This is a genomic window from Chitinophaga sp. YR573, assembly GCF_900110995.1.
GTDB lineage: Bacteria > Bacteroidota > Bacteroidia > Chitinophagales > Chitinophagaceae > Chitinophaga.
Map to the genome: position 1 here is coordinate 931316 of NZ_FOJF01000002.1, position 17890 is coordinate 949205.

At 43.9% G+C, this 17890-nt stretch carries 20 protein-coding genes; 14 read left to right on the forward strand and 6 right to left on the reverse strand.

The window, feature by feature from the left end; genetic code table 11:
• The first annotated feature begins 2 nt into the window (after nt 1-2).
• The 6 genes from BMW86_RS23580 (at nt 3) to BMW86_RS23605 (ending at nt 4288) form a co-directional block, all read left to right on the forward strand.
• Nucleotides 3-1091, forward strand: coding sequence for a BT_3928 family protein (locus tag BMW86_RS23580; RefSeq protein ID WP_089784545.1), 1089 nt, complete (start codon nt 3-5; stop codon nt 1089-1091).
• 3 nt (nt 1092-1094) lie between these two features.
• On the forward strand, nt 1095-2147 hold the full coding sequence (locus BMW86_RS23585; protein ID WP_089784547.1) for an ABC transporter permease: 1053 nt from the start codon (nt 1095-1097) through the stop codon (nt 2145-2147).
• A gap of 84 nt (nt 2148-2231) precedes the next feature.
• On the forward strand, nt 2232-2750 hold the full coding sequence (locus BMW86_RS23590; RefSeq protein ID WP_089784550.1) for an RNA polymerase sigma factor: 519 nt from the start codon (nt 2232-2234) through the stop codon (nt 2748-2750).
• The gene (locus tag BMW86_RS23595; RefSeq protein ID WP_089784553.1) at nt 2737-3219 is read left to right on the forward strand and encodes a hypothetical protein; all 483 of its coding nucleotides are present in this window, start codon (nt 2737-2739) and stop codon (nt 3217-3219) included. Before BMW86_RS23590 ends, BMW86_RS23595 begins: the two co-directional genes overlap by 14 nt.
• Nucleotides 3220-3257: 38 nt before the next feature.
• A complete protein-coding gene (locus BMW86_RS23600) occupies nt 3258-3773 on the forward strand; it encodes a DUF4252 domain-containing protein (RefSeq protein WP_089784555.1) in 516 nt (171 codons plus the stop codon).
• Nucleotides 3770-4288, forward strand: coding sequence for a DUF4252 domain-containing protein (locus tag BMW86_RS23605; RefSeq protein WP_089784558.1), 519 nt, complete (start codon nt 3770-3772; stop codon nt 4286-4288). Before BMW86_RS23600 ends, BMW86_RS23605 begins: the two co-directional genes overlap by 4 nt.
• A gap of 42 nt (nt 4289-4330) precedes the next feature.
• Here the strand turns inward: BMW86_RS23605 and BMW86_RS23610 are convergent, their stop codons facing one another.
• A complete protein-coding gene (locus BMW86_RS23610) occupies nt 4331-4618 on the reverse strand; it encodes a DciA family protein (RefSeq protein WP_089784560.1) in 288 nt (95 codons plus the stop codon).
• A 24-nt stretch (nt 4619-4642) separates the two neighbouring features.
• A complete protein-coding gene (recF, locus tag BMW86_RS23615; RefSeq protein ID WP_255372988.1) occupies nt 4643-5719 on the reverse strand; it encodes a DNA replication/repair protein RecF in 1077 nt (358 codons plus the stop codon).
• A 189-nt stretch (nt 5720-5908) separates the two neighbouring features.
• Between recF and pdhA the strand changes: the two genes are divergently transcribed.
• From pdhA to BMW86_RS23640, 5 genes are all read left to right on the forward strand, one after another.
• Nucleotides 5909-6919 carry a pyruvate dehydrogenase (acetyl-transferring) E1 component subunit alpha gene (gene pdhA / locus BMW86_RS23620; RefSeq protein WP_089784565.1) on the forward strand — a complete coding sequence of 337 codons (1011 nt, stop codon included), beginning with the start codon at nt 5909-5911 and terminating at the stop codon, nt 6917-6919.
• Between the two features lie 135 nt (nt 6920-7054).
• On the forward strand, nt 7055-7753 hold the full coding sequence (locus BMW86_RS23625; RefSeq protein WP_089784568.1) for a tetratricopeptide repeat protein: 699 nt from the start codon (nt 7055-7057) through the stop codon (nt 7751-7753).
• A 23-nt stretch (nt 7754-7776) separates the two neighbouring features.
• Nucleotides 7777-8268, forward strand: coding sequence for a 6,7-dimethyl-8-ribityllumazine synthase (gene ribH, locus BMW86_RS23630; RefSeq protein ID WP_089784571.1), 492 nt, complete (start codon nt 7777-7779; stop codon nt 8266-8268).
• A 63-nt stretch (nt 8269-8331) separates the two neighbouring features.
• Nucleotides 8332-9051, forward strand: a complete 720-nt coding sequence (locus tag BMW86_RS23635; RefSeq protein ID WP_089784574.1) for a (Fe-S)-binding protein — start codon at nt 8332-8334, stop codon at nt 9049-9051.
• A 24-nt stretch (nt 9052-9075) separates the two neighbouring features.
• A complete protein-coding gene (locus BMW86_RS23640; RefSeq protein WP_089784576.1) occupies nt 9076-9486 on the forward strand; it encodes an EVE domain-containing protein in 411 nt (136 codons plus the stop codon).
• Here BMW86_RS23640 and BMW86_RS23645 read toward each other — a convergent pair whose 3' ends face one another.
• On the reverse strand, nt 9487-10320 hold the full coding sequence (locus BMW86_RS23645) for a phosphatase PAP2 family protein (protein ID WP_255372989.1): 834 nt from the start codon (nt 10318-10320) through the stop codon (nt 9487-9489).
• A gap of 81 nt (nt 10321-10401) precedes the next feature.
• Between BMW86_RS23645 and BMW86_RS23650 the strand changes: the two genes are divergently transcribed.
• A complete protein-coding gene (locus tag BMW86_RS23650; protein ID WP_089784581.1) occupies nt 10402-11091 on the forward strand; it encodes a Sir2 family NAD-dependent protein deacetylase in 690 nt (229 codons plus the stop codon).
• Between the two features lie 42 nt (nt 11092-11133).
• Here the strand turns inward: BMW86_RS23650 and BMW86_RS23655 are convergent, their stop codons facing one another.
• Nucleotides 11134-12459 (reverse strand): saccharopine dehydrogenase C-terminal domain-containing protein, encoded by a 1326-nt coding sequence (locus BMW86_RS23655; RefSeq protein ID WP_089784583.1) that lies wholly within the window; start codon nt 12457-12459, stop codon nt 11134-11136.
• Nucleotides 12460-12848: 389 nt separating this feature from the next.
• On the opposite strand from BMW86_RS23655, the gene gyrA reads away from it, so the two are divergent.
• On the forward strand, nt 12849-15458 hold the full coding sequence (gene gyrA, locus BMW86_RS23660; RefSeq protein WP_089784586.1) for a DNA gyrase subunit A: 2610 nt from the start codon (nt 12849-12851) through the stop codon (nt 15456-15458).
• Between the two features lie 109 nt (nt 15459-15567).
• Nucleotides 15568-16809 (forward strand): tetratricopeptide repeat protein, encoded by a 1242-nt coding sequence (locus tag BMW86_RS23665; protein WP_089784588.1) that lies wholly within the window; start codon nt 15568-15570, stop codon nt 16807-16809.
• Between the two features lie 50 nt (nt 16810-16859).
• Here BMW86_RS23665 and BMW86_RS23670 read toward each other — a convergent pair whose 3' ends face one another.
• Together BMW86_RS23670 and BMW86_RS23675 are read right to left on the reverse strand one after the other, a co-directional pair.
• Nucleotides 16860-17246, reverse strand: a complete 387-nt coding sequence (locus tag BMW86_RS23670) for an anti-sigma factor family protein (protein WP_143056674.1) — start codon at nt 17244-17246, stop codon at nt 16860-16862.
• Entirely contained in the window at nt 17243-17809 is a 567-nt protein-coding gene (locus BMW86_RS23675; protein ID WP_089784592.1) for an RNA polymerase sigma factor, read from the reverse strand. The genes BMW86_RS23670 and BMW86_RS23675 overlap by 4 nt, the downstream gene beginning before the upstream one ends.
• Nucleotides 17810-17890 lie beyond the last annotated feature (81 nt).

Consider the following 17890-nt stretch of genomic DNA (forward strand, 5'->3'; position numbering starts at 1 on the left):
CCATGAAATTGCTCCTAAACCTATTAAGAATTCTCGTAGGTGTATTGTTTATATTTTCAGGTCTGATAAAGGCAAATGATCCGCTGGGCCTCAGTTACAAAATGGACGAGTTTTTTGAAGTGTTACATCTGACATTTCTGTCGCCCTTTTCGCTGGTGTATTCAGTTACCATGAATACATTTGAAATAGTAGCCGGTGTGGCTGTGCTGCTGGGATACCGGATGCGGATCTTCTCTGTACTGTTATTATTACTGATCAGTTTATTTACTTTCTTAACGGCTTATGCCCTGTTCAGCGGAACGATCCGGGAATGTGGTTGTTTTGGCGACTGTATCAAATTATCCGCAACAGAAACCTTCTGGAAGGATGTGGCGTTGTTTGTAATGATACTGGTGATTTTCATCTATCGTAAACGCATACAGCCGGTATGGGGAGAGAAGCCTACCAATGCATTGATGATAGTGGGCCTGGTAGGTTCTCTGGGTTTGCAGTGGTATACACTGGAGCATCTGCCGATTGTGGATTGCCTGGGTTATAAAATAGGGAATAATATTCCTGAGAAGATGAAGCTGCCTGCAGGAGCTACTCCGGATGTATTTGAAACAGTGCTGATATATAAGAAGGATGGTAAAGAGAAAGAGTTTACGGCGGATAATTATCCATGGTCAGACAGTACCTGGGTATTTGTAGACCGTAAGGATAAACTGATTAAAGAAGGCAGCGGGGAACCACCAGTAAAGGATTTTATCCTTACAGATATGGATGGGGTGAACCAGACGCAGGCTATTTTATCTGAAGCGCAGCCGGTGTACCTGTTCCTGGTGCAGAATGTAAAGAAGGCTGGAAGTGGCTGGGATAAAAAAATGCAGGCGTTACAACAGCAATTTAAAGAAGGTAAGATTTATATATATGGAGTGACTGCCTCTTCCAAAGAAGATATTGCAGCTTTCTCCAAAGAACATGGCATAGAGTTTCCTTTTGTGCAAATGGATGGTACGGCCATCAAAACAGCCGGAAGAAGCAATCCCTGCCTGATATTACTGGAGAAAGGTACAGTTAAGGGCAAGTGGCACTACAACGATATACCATAAAATATGTTCAGATTCCTGCTGCGTAAACTCAGTTATGGTTTACTCGTTTTACTGGGGGTGGTGATGCTGGTGTTTTTCCTGTTTAACGTATTGCCCGGAGATCCGGCACGTTTAACACTGGGACAACGGGCCGACGTCACCTCCCTGGAGAATGTACGGCGGGAGTTGCATCTGGACAAGCCCATTCCTTTACAGTTTTTATTATACCTGAATGACCTTTCGCCTGTGAGTATACATACACAACAGGAGGCGGAAGGCATGTTGCATTATTTTACGCTTTTACATGTGGGTACGGATAAGATTATAGTGTTGAAAACGCCTTATCTGCGTCGCTCCTATCAGGGGAAAAAGGATGTGTGGGAAATCCTGACAGAGGCGCTTCCCGGTACGCTGGTGCTGGCAATAGCCGCTATGCTGTTTGCCACTGTGGCGGGGATCGCATTAGGGGTATTGTCGGCAGTGAAGCAGAATACCTGGATGGATACGGGCGCTGTTTTTGCCAGTGTGGTGGGTATTTCTGCCCCTTCTTTTTTTATGGGTATTGTGCTGGCTTATCTGTTTGGTTTTGTATTAAGTGATTATACGGGGTTGCACATGACCGGCAGCCTGTTTGAAACGGATGCTTTTGCCGGGCGTACCCTTAATCTTTCTAACCTGGTGTTACCAGCTATTACGCTGGGTATAAGGCCATTGGCTATCATTGTACAGCTTACGCGCAGTTCAATGCTGGATGTATTACACCAGGATTATATCCGTACGGCCTATGCGAAGGGGTTGCCCCAAAGGGTCGTTTTATTCAGGCATGCCTTGCGGAATGCCCTGAACCCGGTTATTACGGCCATTACCGGCTGGTTTGCAGAGCTGCTGGCAGGGGCATTTTTTGTAGAATATATTTTTGGCTGGAAGGGCATAGGTAAGGTGACGGTAGATGCCCTGGAAAAATTTGACTTCCCCGTGTTGATGGGATCTGTGTTGTTTACGGCAGGTATCTTTGTGATTATCAACCTGCTGGCAGATTTGTTGTATACTATTGTAGATCCCCGTATCAAGCTCTGATCCTCTTCTCAGAAAAAAGTTTTCTTTTTTTGTAACAAACCAGATAATGGGTCGTCTTCCCTGTATAAATGTCCTGTAAGTAATATGTCGTTATCAAGGTTTCTTTCCCAGGTAGTACCGATCAGGCAAAAGCTTTACCGCTTCGCTTACCACCTGTTGGGTAACGAAGAAGATGCCCATGATATCACACAGGATGTAATGATGAAAGTCTGGCAACAGCAGGAGCGGATGGCGGAATTGGAGAATATGGAAGCCTGGTGTATGCGGATTGTGCGTAATTTGTCGCTGGACCGTATGAAGTCGAAGAAATACCGGCGTTCGGAAAACCTGGACAAGGCAGGGGAGGTGGCAGCTGTGCATCAGCCCAGTCCTCATATGGCCACTGAGCGTCAGGACGTAATGAACAGGGTGCATACGACGATTGCGGAGCTACCGGAAAAATACCGTACTATTATACAATTACGCGATATTGACGGATATACTTACCAGGAGATAGCAGAGATTCTGGTAATAGAATTGAGTGAAGTAAAAGTGAACCTGCACCGCGCAAGAAAGGCGGTACGTGAAAAATTACAAAAACTGCATGTGTATGGAGTACAATAAGGTCAGAGAGTTACTGGAACGGTACTGGGAAGGTGAATCTTCCCTGGAAGATGAGGCATTGTTACGCAGTTTCTTTGCTGTGGAGCATTCCGATCTGCCAGCTGATCTGCTGGAAGCGCAGCCCATGTTCCGGTATTTCAATGAAGAAGCAAACAGGGAACTACCGGTTTTACCGGAACTGGAATTACCCCTGGTTATAAAGGTGCGTCCGCTGGACCACTGGATGAAGTATGCCGCTATATTTCTGATAGCCGTAGGGTTGGGATATGCAGCAAGGCAGTTCCAATTGAAGCAGCATCGTATGGATATAGTGCTGGCAGAGAAGGATACTTATGATGATCCGCAGAAAGCATTTGCAGCGACGCAAAAAGCATTGCAACTGCTGGCGAAGAACCTGAACAAGGGAACAACGAAAGTGCAGAAGCTGTCTTATTTCAATGAGGCAACGGAAAAGATCAAAGCGGATTAATAACGGCCATTCTAAAATCTAATAATAAAACTAAGAACATGAAACGCTTGTTACTTGCGTTGTTACTGGTGATAGCCGGTACGCCGCTCTTTGCCCAACAGGGGAGTACTATTGATCGCTTTTTCTCCAAGTATGAAGACGATCAATCCTTTACACTGATCAGTGTTACACCTAAGATGTTCAGCATGTTTACCAAGCTGGATGCAAACAGTGAAGACGGTCAGAATTTTATGAAAGTCATTAAGAAAATCAAGGGACTAAAAATTCTTGCAAAAGAAAACTCCAACGGTACCAGTTTGTTTAAAGAAGCATCTTCTTTGCTTACCAAAGATTATGAAGAACTGATGACGGTGCGGGATGGTAAAGAGGACCTTCGTTTTCTGGTAAAAGAAAACGCAAAAGGAAATATTGCGGAGCTGATTATGCTGATAGGTAGTCCAAGTGAATTTATGGCCATGAGCCTGGTAGGAGATATCGATCTGGCAGAGATCAGTGAGATAGCCGGAGGAATGAATATAGATGGATTTGATAAGCTGAAAAAATTAAAGAAATGAGATACTGTTCAATCATCTTAGTCCTGTTTTTTCTGGCAGCGGGTCCGGCAATGGGACAAAGAAAATGTCTGCGTCAGTTTTATCATGAGCATAAACGCGGACAACATGCAGAGACATTCAAAATAGGATTGGGACGTTTAACGATGAAGTTTGCCAACCTGTTTATTCCTGCCAACCTGATGGAAGAAGACGGGATACCATTTAAGCGCCTGTTTTCCAGTGTACACCGGATGAAGTTGTATGCCATCTCTGGTACCGGTCCTGATTCTACCGTAGAAACAGCTTCTATACAACGATTGAAACAGCGACTGATAGACAGATATAAATTCGAACCGTTAGTAGAAGTAAGGCATGAAGGGAGTATTGTTCATTTACTGAACAAGGGGAATGAAGATAATGTAGGGGACCTGATAGTGCTGGTACAGGACGCACATGATTTTGTGATCCTGGATTTACGAACAAGTCTGAAGATATCGGATATCAATCAGCTGGTCCGGCAATTAGCAAAGAATTAAAGGAGGTGAGAACATTAGCAAAAGCTGCTAATGTTTTTGCCGTTAACGGATAATGACTTCGCGGACTAATCTTTCGCCCAGCATTTCATTCACCAGTTTGATGATTTTATCTTTGGAATAATTTAATTCCTGTTTGAGGGGGGCAACAGTGGTAGTGATCATTAATTTACCATCTATCAACTGAATACTTTCAGTATAACGCGAAATAGTTTTACCCATCATTTGTTCCCAGTTCTCCTGAATTCTTACTTCAGTAAGCCTTGGTTTCATCCTGCTCTTATCCATGAATTCTTTCAGAGCGTCTCCCATTGATGTAATTCCGTGTCGCATGCCGTAAAGATACGGAATCCCTGACTACCTCATCTCCACCAATTGAAAACTCTCCTGATTTTCTTTAAAAGCATCGAGTAATCTTACAGCATGTGTATCTGTAATGAATACTTGTCCGTACACAGGGCCACTTACAAGGTTTATCAGCCTTGAAACCCTGTCCTGGTCAAGCTTTTCGAATACATCATCCAGTAGCAGCAAGGGTGGGAACTTTTTATATTCTTTAATCACTTCATATTGTGCCAGTTTGAGTGCAAAGAGAAAACTTTTGCGTTGTCCCTGTGAAGCACTTGACTTCATTGCATGATCATCTAAAAGAAATAAAAGATCATCCCGGTGGATACCGCCGGTAGTTCTTTGCATCATATGATCTTTATAGCGGTTGGCTTTTAATAACTGCGCAAAAGATTGTTCGTGCAGGCCACACTGATACTGAATACTCACTACTTCGTGATGACCCGCTAAGTAGTCGTAGAGTTTTTGTACCTGCTGAATAAATGCGGGCAGGAAAGAGCGGCGCCATTCAAACACGGGAGTGCCATGTTGAACCAACTGCTCGTCGAATACATCCAGCAGGGCATCCTGACTGCGACCCTGGGAAGCAATGGTTTTAAGGAGGCTGTTTCGTTGCAGCAGTATTTTCTGGTAGGTAATTAAATGTTCCAGGTAGCCGGGATGGAGCTGGCAGAGCAGGGCATCCAGCCATTTGCGGCGTTCTTCACTGCCTCCAAGGATAATTTCGGCATCATCGGGGGCAATCATTACAGCCGGGAATTTGCCGATATGCTGGGAGAAACGTTCGTAGTGCTCATCATTGAGGGCAATATCCTTCTTGCCGTCTTTGAGGGTACATACGATCCTGTTTTCGTGGTCGTCTTTGTCCAGGATACCTTCCAGGCGGAAGCCGTTGGTGAGGTACTGGGTGTTCTGGGCTTCACTGCTGGTAAAGTAGCTTTTGGTGAAGCAGAGGTAATATATGGCATCGAGCAGATTTGTTTTACCGGAGCCGTTGCGTCCGGTAATGCCTACTATACGTTTGTTGAATCCGAAGGTTTCCCCGGTGTAATTTTTGAACTGGACAAGTGATATCTTTCTGAGCAACAGCAAATTATCGTACGGATTAGCAGTTATGAATTAAAAATAAGCATATTGCGAACAGGCATAATATAGGAAAAGGCCGGCTCTGGTGGCCTTTTGTTACATATAATAGTGGTCTGCTAATGTTGCAAAGTTGCAAAGTATTTAGTTTTTAGGATTTTCCTGTTATATTTGCGGACAAATTAAGAAACAGTGGCTACAAAAACAGACGTAAAGACGAAATTCACCAAAGAGACGTATTTGTACTGGTATGAATTGATGGTCTTGCTGCGCCGCTTTGAAGAAAAAGCCGGCCAATTGTATGGAATGCAGAAGATCCGTGGTTTTTGCCACCTGTACATAGGACAGGAAGCGATAGCAGCGGGCGCAATGACAGCAACAAAACCTGAAGATAAATTCATCACAGCCTACCGTGATCACGCGCTGGCCATTGCAAAGGGAATGTCTCCTGACGCTTGTATGGCGGAGTTGTACGGTAAAGCTACAGGATGTTCTAAGGGTAAGGGTGGTAGTATGCACTTTTTCTCTCTGGAGCATAACTTCTTTGGCGGTCATGGTATTGTAGGCGCACAGATCGGTACCGGTGCAGGTTTGGCTTTTGCTGAGCAGTACAAAGGCACTGATAACGTGGCGCTTTGCTTCTTCGGCGATGGAGCTGCCCGTCAGGGTATGTTGCATGAGACATTTAACATGGCTATGCTGTGGAAACTGCCTGTAATATTTATATGTGAGAACAACATGTACGCGATGGGTACTTCAGTAGAACGTACTTCCAACGTACTTGACATCTATAAATTAAGTAACGCTTACGATATGCCAAGCGATACAATCGATGGTATGAGCGCTGAAGCGGTACATGAAGGTGTTGACAGGGCTGTTAAGCGTGCGAGAGCAGGTGAAGGTCCTACCTTACTGGAAATCAAAACTTACCGCTACCGTGGTCACTCTATGAGTGATCCTGCGAAGTACCGTACCAAGGAAGAAGTGGAAGATTACAAGGAAAAAGATCCGATCAACCAGGTACTGAAGACGATACAGAAGAACAAATGGGCGACAGAACAGGAAATTGAAGCTATCAATGAAAAGGTAAAACAACAGGTAGATCATTGCGTAGAGTTCGCGGAAGAGTCCCCATGGCCTTCTGACGATGAGCTGCTGAAAGATGTGTATACCCAGGAGGATTATCCTTTCATTGTTGATTAATAATATTTAAAGGTTAGCGGTCCTGTCCGTTCAGAACGGCGGAAGATTCGCTAACCTTTTTTATATTTGCGGGCAACGGCCAAAGCCGGAACCTGTACCTTAATAAGAAATAACAATTTAACGCTCACAATTACAATGACCGAAACAACACATAAAGCCGCTGATGCTCCTGTAACGAAGGACTTCCAACTGCAAGATTCTGTACATAAGGCGGAAGACTTCTATTACAAGAACAAAAACGTCATCAATATTGCCCTGCTGGTAATCGTAGTGGTAATAGGCGGTACGTTTGCCTACAACAAGTTCATAAAAGCTCCTAATGAGAAAAAAGCGCAGGACATGGTTTTCCATGCTCAGCAGTATTTCGAACAGGATTCTTTTAAACTGGCACTGAATGGTGACGGAAATAATTACGGTTTTATACAGGTACTGGATAAATACAGCAGCACCAAAACTGGTCAGCTGTCTAAATATTACGCAGGTGTTTGTTATGTAAAACTGGGTGAATTCCAGAAAGGAGCAGATTTACTGACTTCTTTCAGCGGAGGAGACCAGATCGTACAGGCAATGGCTTACGGTTTAGCAGGTGATGCTTACATGGAACTGGGTAAAACCAGCGATGGTATCGATTATTACAAGAAAGCAGGTCATTACAGTGATAATGAACTGACTGCTCCTGTATATTTGTTCCGTGCAGGTATGGCGCTGGAAAAAGCAGGTAAATCAGCAGATGCTGTTGAACTGTACAAAGAAATCCGCACTAAGTATCCGCAAACAAACGAAGGCCGCGAAATGGATAAATACCTGGCACGTTTGGGAGAAGTGAGGAATTAAGGATGATTGATCATAGCTGAATCATGTCAATACATAATCAAAGTTTATTGAACGATACTGGCATTCTCAATATAGAGGATGCCAGTATTGTTATAGTGTATACCGAATGGAATGATACCGTTATTAATGAGCTGGTAGCCGGTTGTGAAAGATCGCTTGCCCAGTATAACGTATCTAAAGTGACCAAAATAAAGGTACCGGGTGCTTTCGAGTTACCTTTTGCCTGCAAACAATATTGGGAACGTACACAGAATACAGGCAAACAGCCAGGCGCTATTATAGCTTTCGGATGCGTGATCCGCGGAGATACTCCGCATTTTGATTACGTATGCCAGGGCGTAACGCAGGGCATTATGCAACTGAATGTAGATTTGCCGGTACCTACCATCTTCGGTTTACTGACAGTAGAGAATATGCAACAGGCCGAAGAAAGGATTGGTGGGGTCCACGGCCACAAAGGGGAAGAAGCCGCAATTACGGCGCTCAAAATGATTAGTATGCTGCGTGCATTATAAGTCGCAGCGGAATGTAGCATACTTCTTGCACAGGTTGCAGCAATCTAATTAAAGACTAACTCAATGAACGTACAGCTTTTTATTCCTTGTTTTGTAGATCAGCTGTTCCCTGAAACGGGCTTCAATATGGTGAAGGTGCTGGAGAAACTGGGGTGTAATGTTAGTTATAACACCAACCAGACCTGTTGCGGACAACCCGCTTTTAATGCAGGGTATTGGGACGAGTCGCGTGCAGTGGCTACCAAGTTTGTAAAAGACTTTCATACGTTCGATTATATAGTGGCTCCCAGCGGGTCCTGTACTGGTTTTGTACGGAATTACTACGGTAAGTTATTCGACAATTCTGCGGTACATAACGAGGTGAAGCTCCTGCGTAAGAACCTCTACGAATTCACAGAGTTTTTAACGGATGTGTTGCATGTATCTGATATCGGTGCCTCCCTTAATGGCATAGCTACCTATCATGATGCCTGTGGCGCTTTGCGTGAATGCAATATCAAGGAAGGGCCCCGTCAGTTGTTATCTAAAGTGAAGGGCCTGGAACTGCAGGAGATGAACGATTGTGAGGTGTGTTGCGGCTTTGGCGGTACCTTTGCCGTTAAGTATGAACCCATCTCTATTGGTATGGGAGAGCAGAAGGTGGATAATGCAGTGGCCAGCGGTGCTGATTATCTCATCTCTACAGATCTTTCCTGCCTGATGCACCTGGATGGCTATATCCGTAAGCACAATCTGAATATTAAAACAATGCATATCGCAGATGTACTGGCCAGCGGCTGGTAACATCTCTTTAAAAATTATTGGACAATGAACTACTGGCTTGTTAAATCAGAACCTTTTAAATATTCCTGGGACCAATTTGTAAAAGATGGCAAGACTTTCTGGGATGGTGTGCGCAATTACCAGGCACGCAACAACCTGAGAGAAATGGCCAAAGGTGACCAGGTACTGTTTTATCACAGTAATGAGGGGATGGAAATAGTAGGGATTGCCAAAGTAGCGAAAGCACATTATCAGGACCCTACAACACCAGATCCTAACTGGGTAGTGGTGGACCTTCAGCCGGTGAAACCCTTGAAAGTGCCTGTTACACTGGCGCAGATGAAAGCGGAAAAACGTTTGGCTAATCTTTCTCTTATACGCCAGGGACGTTTATCCGTTTGTGCTATTACGCCTGAAGAATATCAGACGATATTAGAGATGGGAGGTATGAAATAATTACATTGCTGCGGCCATTGCTTTCAGCGCTTTTTTATGTTCCTGATCTCTGTGATGACGGAACACGCTTTTAGTCACAAAATACCCCAGGGAAGCACCTACCCATACATCACTGCTCCAGTGTCTGTTCTGGTATAAACGGGTAACGCCTGTCATTCCTGCTATGCTATAAGCCACCCATGGCACCCAGGGATGGTCTTTTCCATATAATTCAGCCAGAGAAGTAGCCACTGTAGTTACAGTGAGCATATGTCCGGAAGGGAAGGAGGTGTGTGTTTTATTCATTGAAAAAGCAGGATCGAAACTAAAGGGATCATTGCCATAAGTAGGCCGTCCGCGGCGAATTACAGATTTAGCTGTTACATAGATGAGGGTAGAGATCAGTACGGATTTGGCTGTCATCAGTGACGCACTTTCCAGTTTTCTGTCGTGTGCAATAACCCCCACCAGGTACATACCACCTATCAGGTATGGTGAATAGGCGTTACCGAAGGGTTCTATCTGGTTGGTAACGCTGGTCCAGAAATTCCCTGAGTTATGTATAAATACCTGTTTAATGCTGTAATCAGAAGCGGCTAACAAGCCGGCTCCACCTACCACTATTCCCAGTCGTGTAAAATCTTTACCATGCCAGTGAGCAGGGCGGGATACTTCATATTTCAGGTCGCTCCATAAACTATGCAGATAAGTGCCGTTAATCCGGTACAGGATCACGGAATCTGATGCCCGTATTTTTGGTATACTGTCGGCGGCGTATAGGCGTGTGGTATCTGACTGCGCATTGGCATGTAACTGTATCAGTAACAACGCAGCAAGCGTATAAATGATCTTCAAGAGGCTGTTATTTAATCGCTGTAAAGTTAAGCTAAAAGCTAAAAAACGTATCTTGTACTTATAAATTATAATACAAAAAAGATGAAAACAAGGTTGGTAGTGCTGACTGGCGCTGGTATCAGCGCGGAGAGCGGATTAAAAACATTCCGCGACAGTGACGGATTATGGGAAGGGCATGATGTGTATAAAGTAGCCTCACCGGATGGCTGGAAGGCAGATCCAAAGCTGGTACTGGACTTTTACAACCTGCGCAGAAAAGATGTGATGGCAGCAAAACCGAATGCCGCGCATATTGGACTGGCAGAGTTGCAGGATACATTTGACGTAGAGATTATCACACAGAATATAGATGATCTGCATGAGCGGGCGGGGTCTAAAAAAGTATTACATCTGCATGGAGAGATCCTGAAGATGCGCAGTGTGCTGGATGAAACGCGTAGTTATGCAATAGAAAAGGATATCGTATTGGGTGATGTAGCTGTAGATGGCGGGCAGTTAAGGCCGGACATTGTATGGTTTGGGGAGACGGTACATAAGATTATTGAAGCCGCAGACCTGGTATCAACAGCAGATATTTTTGCTGTAATAGGAACTTCGCTGGTAGTGTATCCGGCGGCAGGATTGCTGGATTATGTAAATCCGCAGGTGCCGGTATTTGTGATAGACAAAAGGCTGCCGGATGTAACGCCACGTGCGAGCCTTCATCTCATAGAAAAGCCTGCAACTGAAGGTATGATTGACTTCAGGCAGGCGTTGGCAGCATTTAAATAAGATGACCTAAAGCTCCGTAAAGGAGCTTTGGGGTCAATCCTTTTATTCAAAGCTCTCTTCAAAACGGATATTATAATCTTCCAGTTCTTTCAGGATTGGATTATAAATGTCTGGTAAGATAGGAATGTGTAAGCCGGTTAAATTGAATTTATCCTGTAACAGCAATTTGGCCATGATACCTAATGGTAATCCTACTGTTTTAGCCATGGCGGTACGCATATTATCTTCTCCCTGAGCGATCATGAAGCTGTGCAGTTTGGTAGTCATGCCTCTACGTTCAAACTCGATCTCATGCATCATCACGATCATATCTTTATCTGCCTGTTCCATACTGAGGCGTGATTCAACGATGTTCTGCAATACACTGGCGTTTGTTTGTTCGCCCAGGTTGATCTCTTCTCCATTTAGAAGTCCCAGGTATTTCAGCTGGCGGATGATTTTAGATTTAGCACTGATGCCCAGGTGATTGGCAATGTTCTCTTCATTACTCAGTTGCTTATCAATTTTCATATGCTGACTGGCCCACTTAAAGTAGGTGAGCTCATTTGTCTGTACTTTTTCCTTATCATCTGTTAATCCCAGTTTTACCAAAGTACTCCACCCTTCGCAGAAGTCGGGGTAGCGTAAAGTAGCACGCATAAACGTAGGGATTTCTTCCAGTTTATAAGCGCTCATATAACCCAGGGAATCCCGGTTGGGGTAATAAGCCAGTTTGCCCAGGCTGGGAATATGAATGGTTTTAGTCTGGTCGAACAGGTGCTCGTAAGGGATTTCCTTTACTTTCCCTTTTTCGCGGTAGGTAGCACCGGAGCTGCCGGCGGTTACCACGTTGCGTGCGTTCCAGGATATTTTATATTGCCATGGGTTGTCATTGCTTTCGGGGGAGATTAATCCGCCGCAATAAGACCTGAAGGCAGAGATTTGTCCGCCTTTCTTTTCGATAGAGTGGATGAGTTTCATGGCACTCATGTGATCTATACCGGGGTCCAGACCCATTTCATACATGAATAGCAGACCGGCTTTTTCGATTTCCTTTTCCAGCTTTTGCACCTCCGGATCGATGTAGGAGGCGGTGAGCAGATTTTTGCCGAACTGCAGGCAGTCTTTTGCTACAAAAATGTGCAACGTGGGGGGCAACAGGGAAATGACCAGATCCGTTTCCTGTACCAGTTTTTGTCTTGCAGCCTGGTCCTTGATATCGATGGCTGCAGGTGTAACATAGTATGATTTACCGGTTTTAGATTTGATCAGCATGAGATCATGATCCGCAACAGTCACATGCCATTTCTGCCGGGGAGCATTCACCAGCAGATAATCTATGAGGCAAGTGGCCGATTTTCCGGCACCAAACAATAGAATGTGCTTCATAATACTTTGTTCATCTTTAGTTTAGTATAGTTTCGGAACAGGGATTTAACATCGGTCAAGTAACTAATGTTCGAAATTTCAGGGAAATTTCAAGTTTTGACTACGACACTTTGATTCTCACGGGGTTAGAAACAAAATGTTTGCCAATATTTTATTTTCGCAATATTTCTGTTTTTTAAGATATAAAGTAATTCTTAAAGGAGTTCATGCAAATTAATGATAAATCTTGCTATCTGCATATTTTGTTACTATTGCATATGGTATTTGTATTATATGACAATTCCTTTTTTATTCACATTTTATGTCAAGCAGGCCGGAATACGGCTTGAAATGGGTATATTTGCGCTTATTTGTTTTTTCAGCAAAATTAATTGTAAACCAACATTATAATGTCAGAAAATACGGAAAGTCACAACGAAGGCAGAATCGTCCAGATCAACATTGAAGAGCAGATGAAAACTGCTTATATAGACTACTCAATGTCTGTAATCGTTGGAAGGGCACTACCAGATGTACGGGATGGTTTGAAACCTGTACACCGCCGGGTGTTGTTTGGGATGAGTGAGTTGGGCAACAACAGTAATAAAGCATACAAGAAATCAGCGCGTATCGTTGGTGAGGTAATGGGTAAGTTCCACCCTCACGGTGATGCTTCTATCTACGATACGATTGTGCGTCTGGCACAGCCGTGGACCATGCGTTACATCCTGGTTGACGGTCAGGGTAACTTCGGTTCTGTGGATGGTGACTCTCCGGCTGCGATGCGTTATACAGAGATACGTTTACAGCGTATTGCTGAAGCAATGCTGGAAGATATTGACAAAGAAACAGTGGATTTTACCCTGAACTTTGACGATACCTTACAGGAACCAACCGTATTACCTACAAGGATCCCTAACCTTTTGGTGAATGGAGCTTCCGGTATCGCGGTAGGTATGGCTACCAACATTATGCCTCACAACCTCAGTGAGGTGGTAGATGGTGCCATTGCATACATTGAGAACAAGGATATCACTATAGAAGAACTGATCAAACATGTGAAGGCACCGGATTTCCCTACCGGTGGTATCATCTATGGTTATGACGGTGTAAAACAAGGTTTTGAAACCGGTCGTGGCAGGGTAGTAGTGCGTGGTAAGGTGAATGTGGAAACTACGAAAGCCGGTCGTGAGCGTCTGGTAATCTATGAGTTACCATACCAGATCAACAAGGCGGTGCTGCATCAGAAAATAGCTCAGCTGGCAGATGATAAGATCATTGAAGGTATTGCAGAAGCACGTGATGAAAGTGACCGTGAAGGTATGCGCCTGGTTATTGATCTGAAAAGAGAAGCTATCGCAAACGTAGTCATTAACCAGTTATATAAATATTCAGAGTTACAGACTTCTTACGGTATCAATAACGTAGCCCTTGTAAAAGGACGTCCGCGTGTACTGAACCTGAAAGACCTGTTATCTGAATTCGTAGAGTTCCGTCATGAAGTAGTGATCCGCAGAACGCGTTTCGATCTGCGTAAGGCAGAAGAAAAGGCGCATATCTTACAGGGTTACCTGATTGCACTGGATCATCTGGACCAGGTGATTGCACTGATCCGTGCTTCCCGTACACCGGATGAAGCGAAGGAAGGTTTAATGACCCAGTTCGAACTGAGTGAGATCCAGTCTAAAGCCATCCTGGAGTTGCGTCTGCAACGTTTAACAGGTATGGAGCGTGATAAGATCAAGGAAGAATATGACGAGATCATGAAGCTGATAGGTTACCTGAAAGATGTATTGTCCGACGAAACACTGCGTTTCAAAATCATCCGCGATGAGCTGGAAGATGTGAAGAAACGTTTTGGTGATGAGCGCAGAACTGAGATCCAGTACCTGGCCAGTGAAATGCGTATGGAAGATATCATTGCAGAAGAAGACGTGGTAATTACCATCTCTCACCTGGGTTATATCAAACGTACCTCTGCTTATGATTACCGTCAGCAGAAACGCGGTGGCCGCGGTGCTGTAGGTGGTAAAACACGCGACGAAGATTACATAGAACATCTGTTCGTAGCATCTACTCACCATACAATGTTGTTCTTTACAGAGAAAGGACGTTGTTTCTGGTTAAAGGTGTATGAAATACCTGAGGGCGAGAAGAGTGGTAAGGGCAGAGCTATCCAGAATCTGATCAACCTGCCTACTGATGATAAGATCAGGGCAATTATCGATATCAAGGATCTGAACGATAAAGATTTCATCAACAGCCATTACATCATCCTTTGTACAAGTAATGGTACTATCAAAAAGACTTTACTGGAAGAATTCTCCCGTCCGCGTCAGAACGGTGTGAATGCTATCACTATCAATGAAGGCGACCAGTTACTGGAAGCTAAACTGACCAATGGTAACAGCCAGATCATGATGGCTATTAAGAGTGGTCGTGCGATCCGCTTCCCTGAAAGTACCGTTCGTGATACAGGCCGTGGTGCGATAGGTGTAAGAGGTATCGAAGTGGACAATGATAAGGATGAAGTAGTTGGTATGATTTGTGTAAATAAGGAGGACACCGAAAGAACCGTGCTGGTGGTGTCTGAGAAGGGATTTGGTAAACGTACTGATATAGAAGACTATAGGATTACAAACCGCGGTGGTAAGGGGGTTAAAACGATCAATGTTACAGAGAAAACCGGTAATCTGATTGCCGTGATGGACGTAACAGAGAAAGATGACCTGATGATCACCTGTAAATCCGGTATTACTATCCGTATGGCGGTAAAAGATATCCGCGAAGCGGGCAGGGCCACACAGGGGGTACGTTTAATAAGACTGGACGAGAGCGATGAAATTGCTGCTGTAGCACGTCTGGACGAACAGGAAGAGCCGGAAGCTGCATTGGCAGAAGGCGAAGAAGGGATTGTAGTTGCTGAACCTTTAGCTGAAGGGGAAGAAGCTTTGGAAGAAGACGAAACAGAAGAAGCAGGTGAAGATGATGCCGCAACAGAAGAAGAACCTGCAGAATAAATAATACATGTCAACTAATGGTTAACCGCTGGTTAATTGTATTTATTATATCTGTAGTAAACACGGAAACATCTAACATCAAACGTATAGCAAACAAAAAATTGAGCTCATGAAAAAACTATTGGTTTCTTTTATCTTTTGCGGTCTGGGCGTAGCAGCAATGGCACAGAAGGCGAAGGTAAGCAGTGCAGATGATGCAGTGAAGAGTAACGATCTGGTAAAGGCAAAAGCTGATATCCAGGCCGCACTCGAAAATGAAAAAACGAAGAACGACGCTAAAACCTGGTATGTAAAGGGTAAAGTGTATGAAGCTTTAGCCACTAAGGATAAAAATTCTGCAGAAGCACTGGAAGCATTCGAAGCTTATAAAAAGGCGCTTGAAATCAGCCCTAAACTGCCTGAAGCGCTGCTGGAACTGAACCAGCGTATGTTTAACCTGTATGCTACAGTAGGTAATGCCGGTTATGGTAACCTGAATGAGCAGAAATGGGATTCAGCTTACACTCACTTCAGCGAAGCATTTACAATTGCACAGTTTTATAATGGCAAGAATCTGGGTGGTTCTATTCCTACAGATACTTCCATGACTTTTTATGCCGGTTATGCTGCTAGTCAGGCTGGTAAAAAAGATGATGCCATCACTTACCTGAAGAAAGCAGCAGATCTGCAATTTAAAGGTGAACCTGCCCTGTTTGTAATCCTGGCTCAGGCTTACGAAGAGAAAGGTGATAATGCGAACTGGCTGAAAGCTATCGAAGATGGTAAGATCATGTTCCCTAAAGACAAGCGTTTTAACGATATGGAGATGATCTATTACTCCAAAACCGGTAAAACTGCTGAGCTGATCTCCATGCTGGAAAAGAAAGTGGCAGAAAATCCAAATGATTTCCAGACAGTATTGGACTATGGTATCCGTGTAGATAACCTGGCTAATCCTCATGATACAATTGCTAAACCAGCTGACTATGATGCTTTGATGACCAAAGCAGAAAACGCTTACAAAAAAGCTATTGAACTGAAAAGTGATGATGCTACTGCTAACTTCCAGTTAGGTGCATTATACTTCAACCGTGCAGTAGGTTATAATAAAGAGCTGAACAGCATGGACAGCAAATTACAGAACTCTCCTAAAGCAAAAGATCTGCAGACTAAAGTTGAAGGACTGATGAATACCGCACTTCCTTACTTTGAGAAAGCGGATGAGAACTTTACTTCAAAGCTGGCGTCTCTGGAACCAGGCGACAAACAAACTTACGAGAGCTGTTTGTATGCACTGCAGAAAATCTATGCTATCAAAAACCAGACTGATAAAGTGGAAGTTGTTAAGAAGAAGCTGGAAGGTTTGAAATAAGAAGATAAATTACACATATAAAAAAAGGGAACCGATCTGGTTCCCTTTTTTTATATTGATCTGTGTGTGATAAAATGATAGGCCCAGAAGGCTGCGAGTAGAATAAACAGTATCACAATGACGATGATGGCCAGTTGTGTGTAATAAGCTACCTGGTCTTTGCGGCGTTTGCGTGAACGTAGTTTGCGTAACATCTGATTTCTCATTTGCTGCAACCATACGGGGATTTGTTCTTTCTGTCTGATAGTGGCCAATCCCTCTACGGCCTCACTGCACAATTCACAATCAGCCAGGTGTATTTCCACCTCATGTTGCTGTTCCGGTGTCAGCCGGCCCTGCACATAGTCCAGCAGCTGTTGCTGCGAAGGGCATTGTGTAGTGGTGAACAGGTCGTTATATTCTTCATTCATAAAGTCGTCCATAATAAATTTCTTCACCCGTGTTTACTCAATAACTGTTTCAGGTTCCGCTTCCCATTCTGGATGTAACTCTTTACCTGCAACAGGGTGTAGCCTGTTTTTGCTGCAATATCCTGGTAGGATACTTTTTGCAGGTAGAACAGTTTCACGCATATACGTTGTTCAGGATTTAATTGTTCCAGTGCCTGCTGCATATTCTCCAGCAAGATATCCTTTTCTATGAATTTCGTCTTATCCTCGTCTGGTATGGCGGGGCTGTTCAGATGATTTTCATTCACTTCTTCCTGACGTACCTGTTGCTTGTGACGGAGCTGCATCAGGCAATAGTTTTTGGCTACCATATAAATCCAGGCGCGGAAGAACAGGACCTGGTGTTTGTTAACCTCTGCTAATACTTTTAAAAAGATCTGTTGTACACCATCCCTTGCGTCTTCTTCATTTTTAAGGTACTTCATGCAAAGACCCAACAGAAGTATGGCATACCTGTCGAACAGGATGCCAATCCAGTTGCTGTCTTCATCGGTTTTGTACCGCTGTAGCAATTCTTCGTCTGTTAATTCCCTGCTGTTTTTATAATTCACTGTATAAAGATAAAAACTTATAATATATAGATGCAGGAAATGTAAAATTCCATAAAAAGAGAAGGCTCCCCAATGGAGAGC

Excerpts from the sequence above, each read along its gene's own strand:
- BMW86_RS23580 (WP_089784545.1), top strand. The coding sequence starts at position 3 with ATGAAATTGCTCCTAAACCTATTAAGAATTCTCGTAGGTGTATTGTTT.
- BMW86_RS23585 (WP_089784547.1), top strand. The coding sequence starts at position 1,095 with ATGTTCAGATTCCTGCTGCGTAAACTCAGTTATGGTTTACTCGTTTTA.
- BMW86_RS23590 (WP_089784550.1), top strand. The coding sequence starts at position 2,232 with ATGTCGTTATCAAGGTTTCTTTCCCAGGTAGTACCGATCAGGCAAAAG.
- BMW86_RS23595 (WP_089784553.1), top strand. The coding sequence starts at position 2,737 with ATGGAGTACAATAAGGTCAGAGAGTTACTGGAACGGTACTGGGAAGGT.
- BMW86_RS23600 (WP_089784555.1), top strand. The coding sequence starts at position 3,258 with ATGAAACGCTTGTTACTTGCGTTGTTACTGGTGATAGCCGGTACGCCG.
- BMW86_RS23605 (WP_089784558.1), top strand. The coding sequence starts at position 3,770 with ATGAGATACTGTTCAATCATCTTAGTCCTGTTTTTTCTGGCAGCGGGT.
- BMW86_RS23610 (WP_089784560.1), bottom strand. The coding sequence starts at position 4,618 with ATGCGACACGGAATTACATCAATGGGAGACGCTCTGAAAGAATTCATG.
- BMW86_RS23625 (WP_089784568.1), top strand. The coding sequence starts at position 7,055 with ATGACCGAAACAACACATAAAGCCGCTGATGCTCCTGTAACGAAGGAC.
- ribH (WP_089784571.1), top strand. The coding sequence starts at position 7,777 with ATGTCAATACATAATCAAAGTTTATTGAACGATACTGGCATTCTCAAT.
- BMW86_RS23635 (WP_089784574.1), top strand. The coding sequence starts at position 8,332 with ATGAACGTACAGCTTTTTATTCCTTGTTTTGTAGATCAGCTGTTCCCT.
- BMW86_RS23640 (WP_089784576.1), top strand. The coding sequence starts at position 9,076 with ATGAACTACTGGCTTGTTAAATCAGAACCTTTTAAATATTCCTGGGAC.
- BMW86_RS23650 (WP_089784581.1), top strand. The coding sequence starts at position 10,402 with ATGAAAACAAGGTTGGTAGTGCTGACTGGCGCTGGTATCAGCGCGGAG.
- BMW86_RS23655 (WP_089784583.1), bottom strand. The coding sequence starts at position 12,459 with ATGAAGCACATTCTATTGTTTGGTGCCGGAAAATCGGCCACTTGCCTC.
- gyrA (WP_089784586.1), top strand. The coding sequence starts at position 12,849 with ATGTCAGAAAATACGGAAAGTCACAACGAAGGCAGAATCGTCCAGATC.
- BMW86_RS23665 (WP_089784588.1), top strand. The coding sequence starts at position 15,568 with ATGAAAAAACTATTGGTTTCTTTTATCTTTTGCGGTCTGGGCGTAGCA.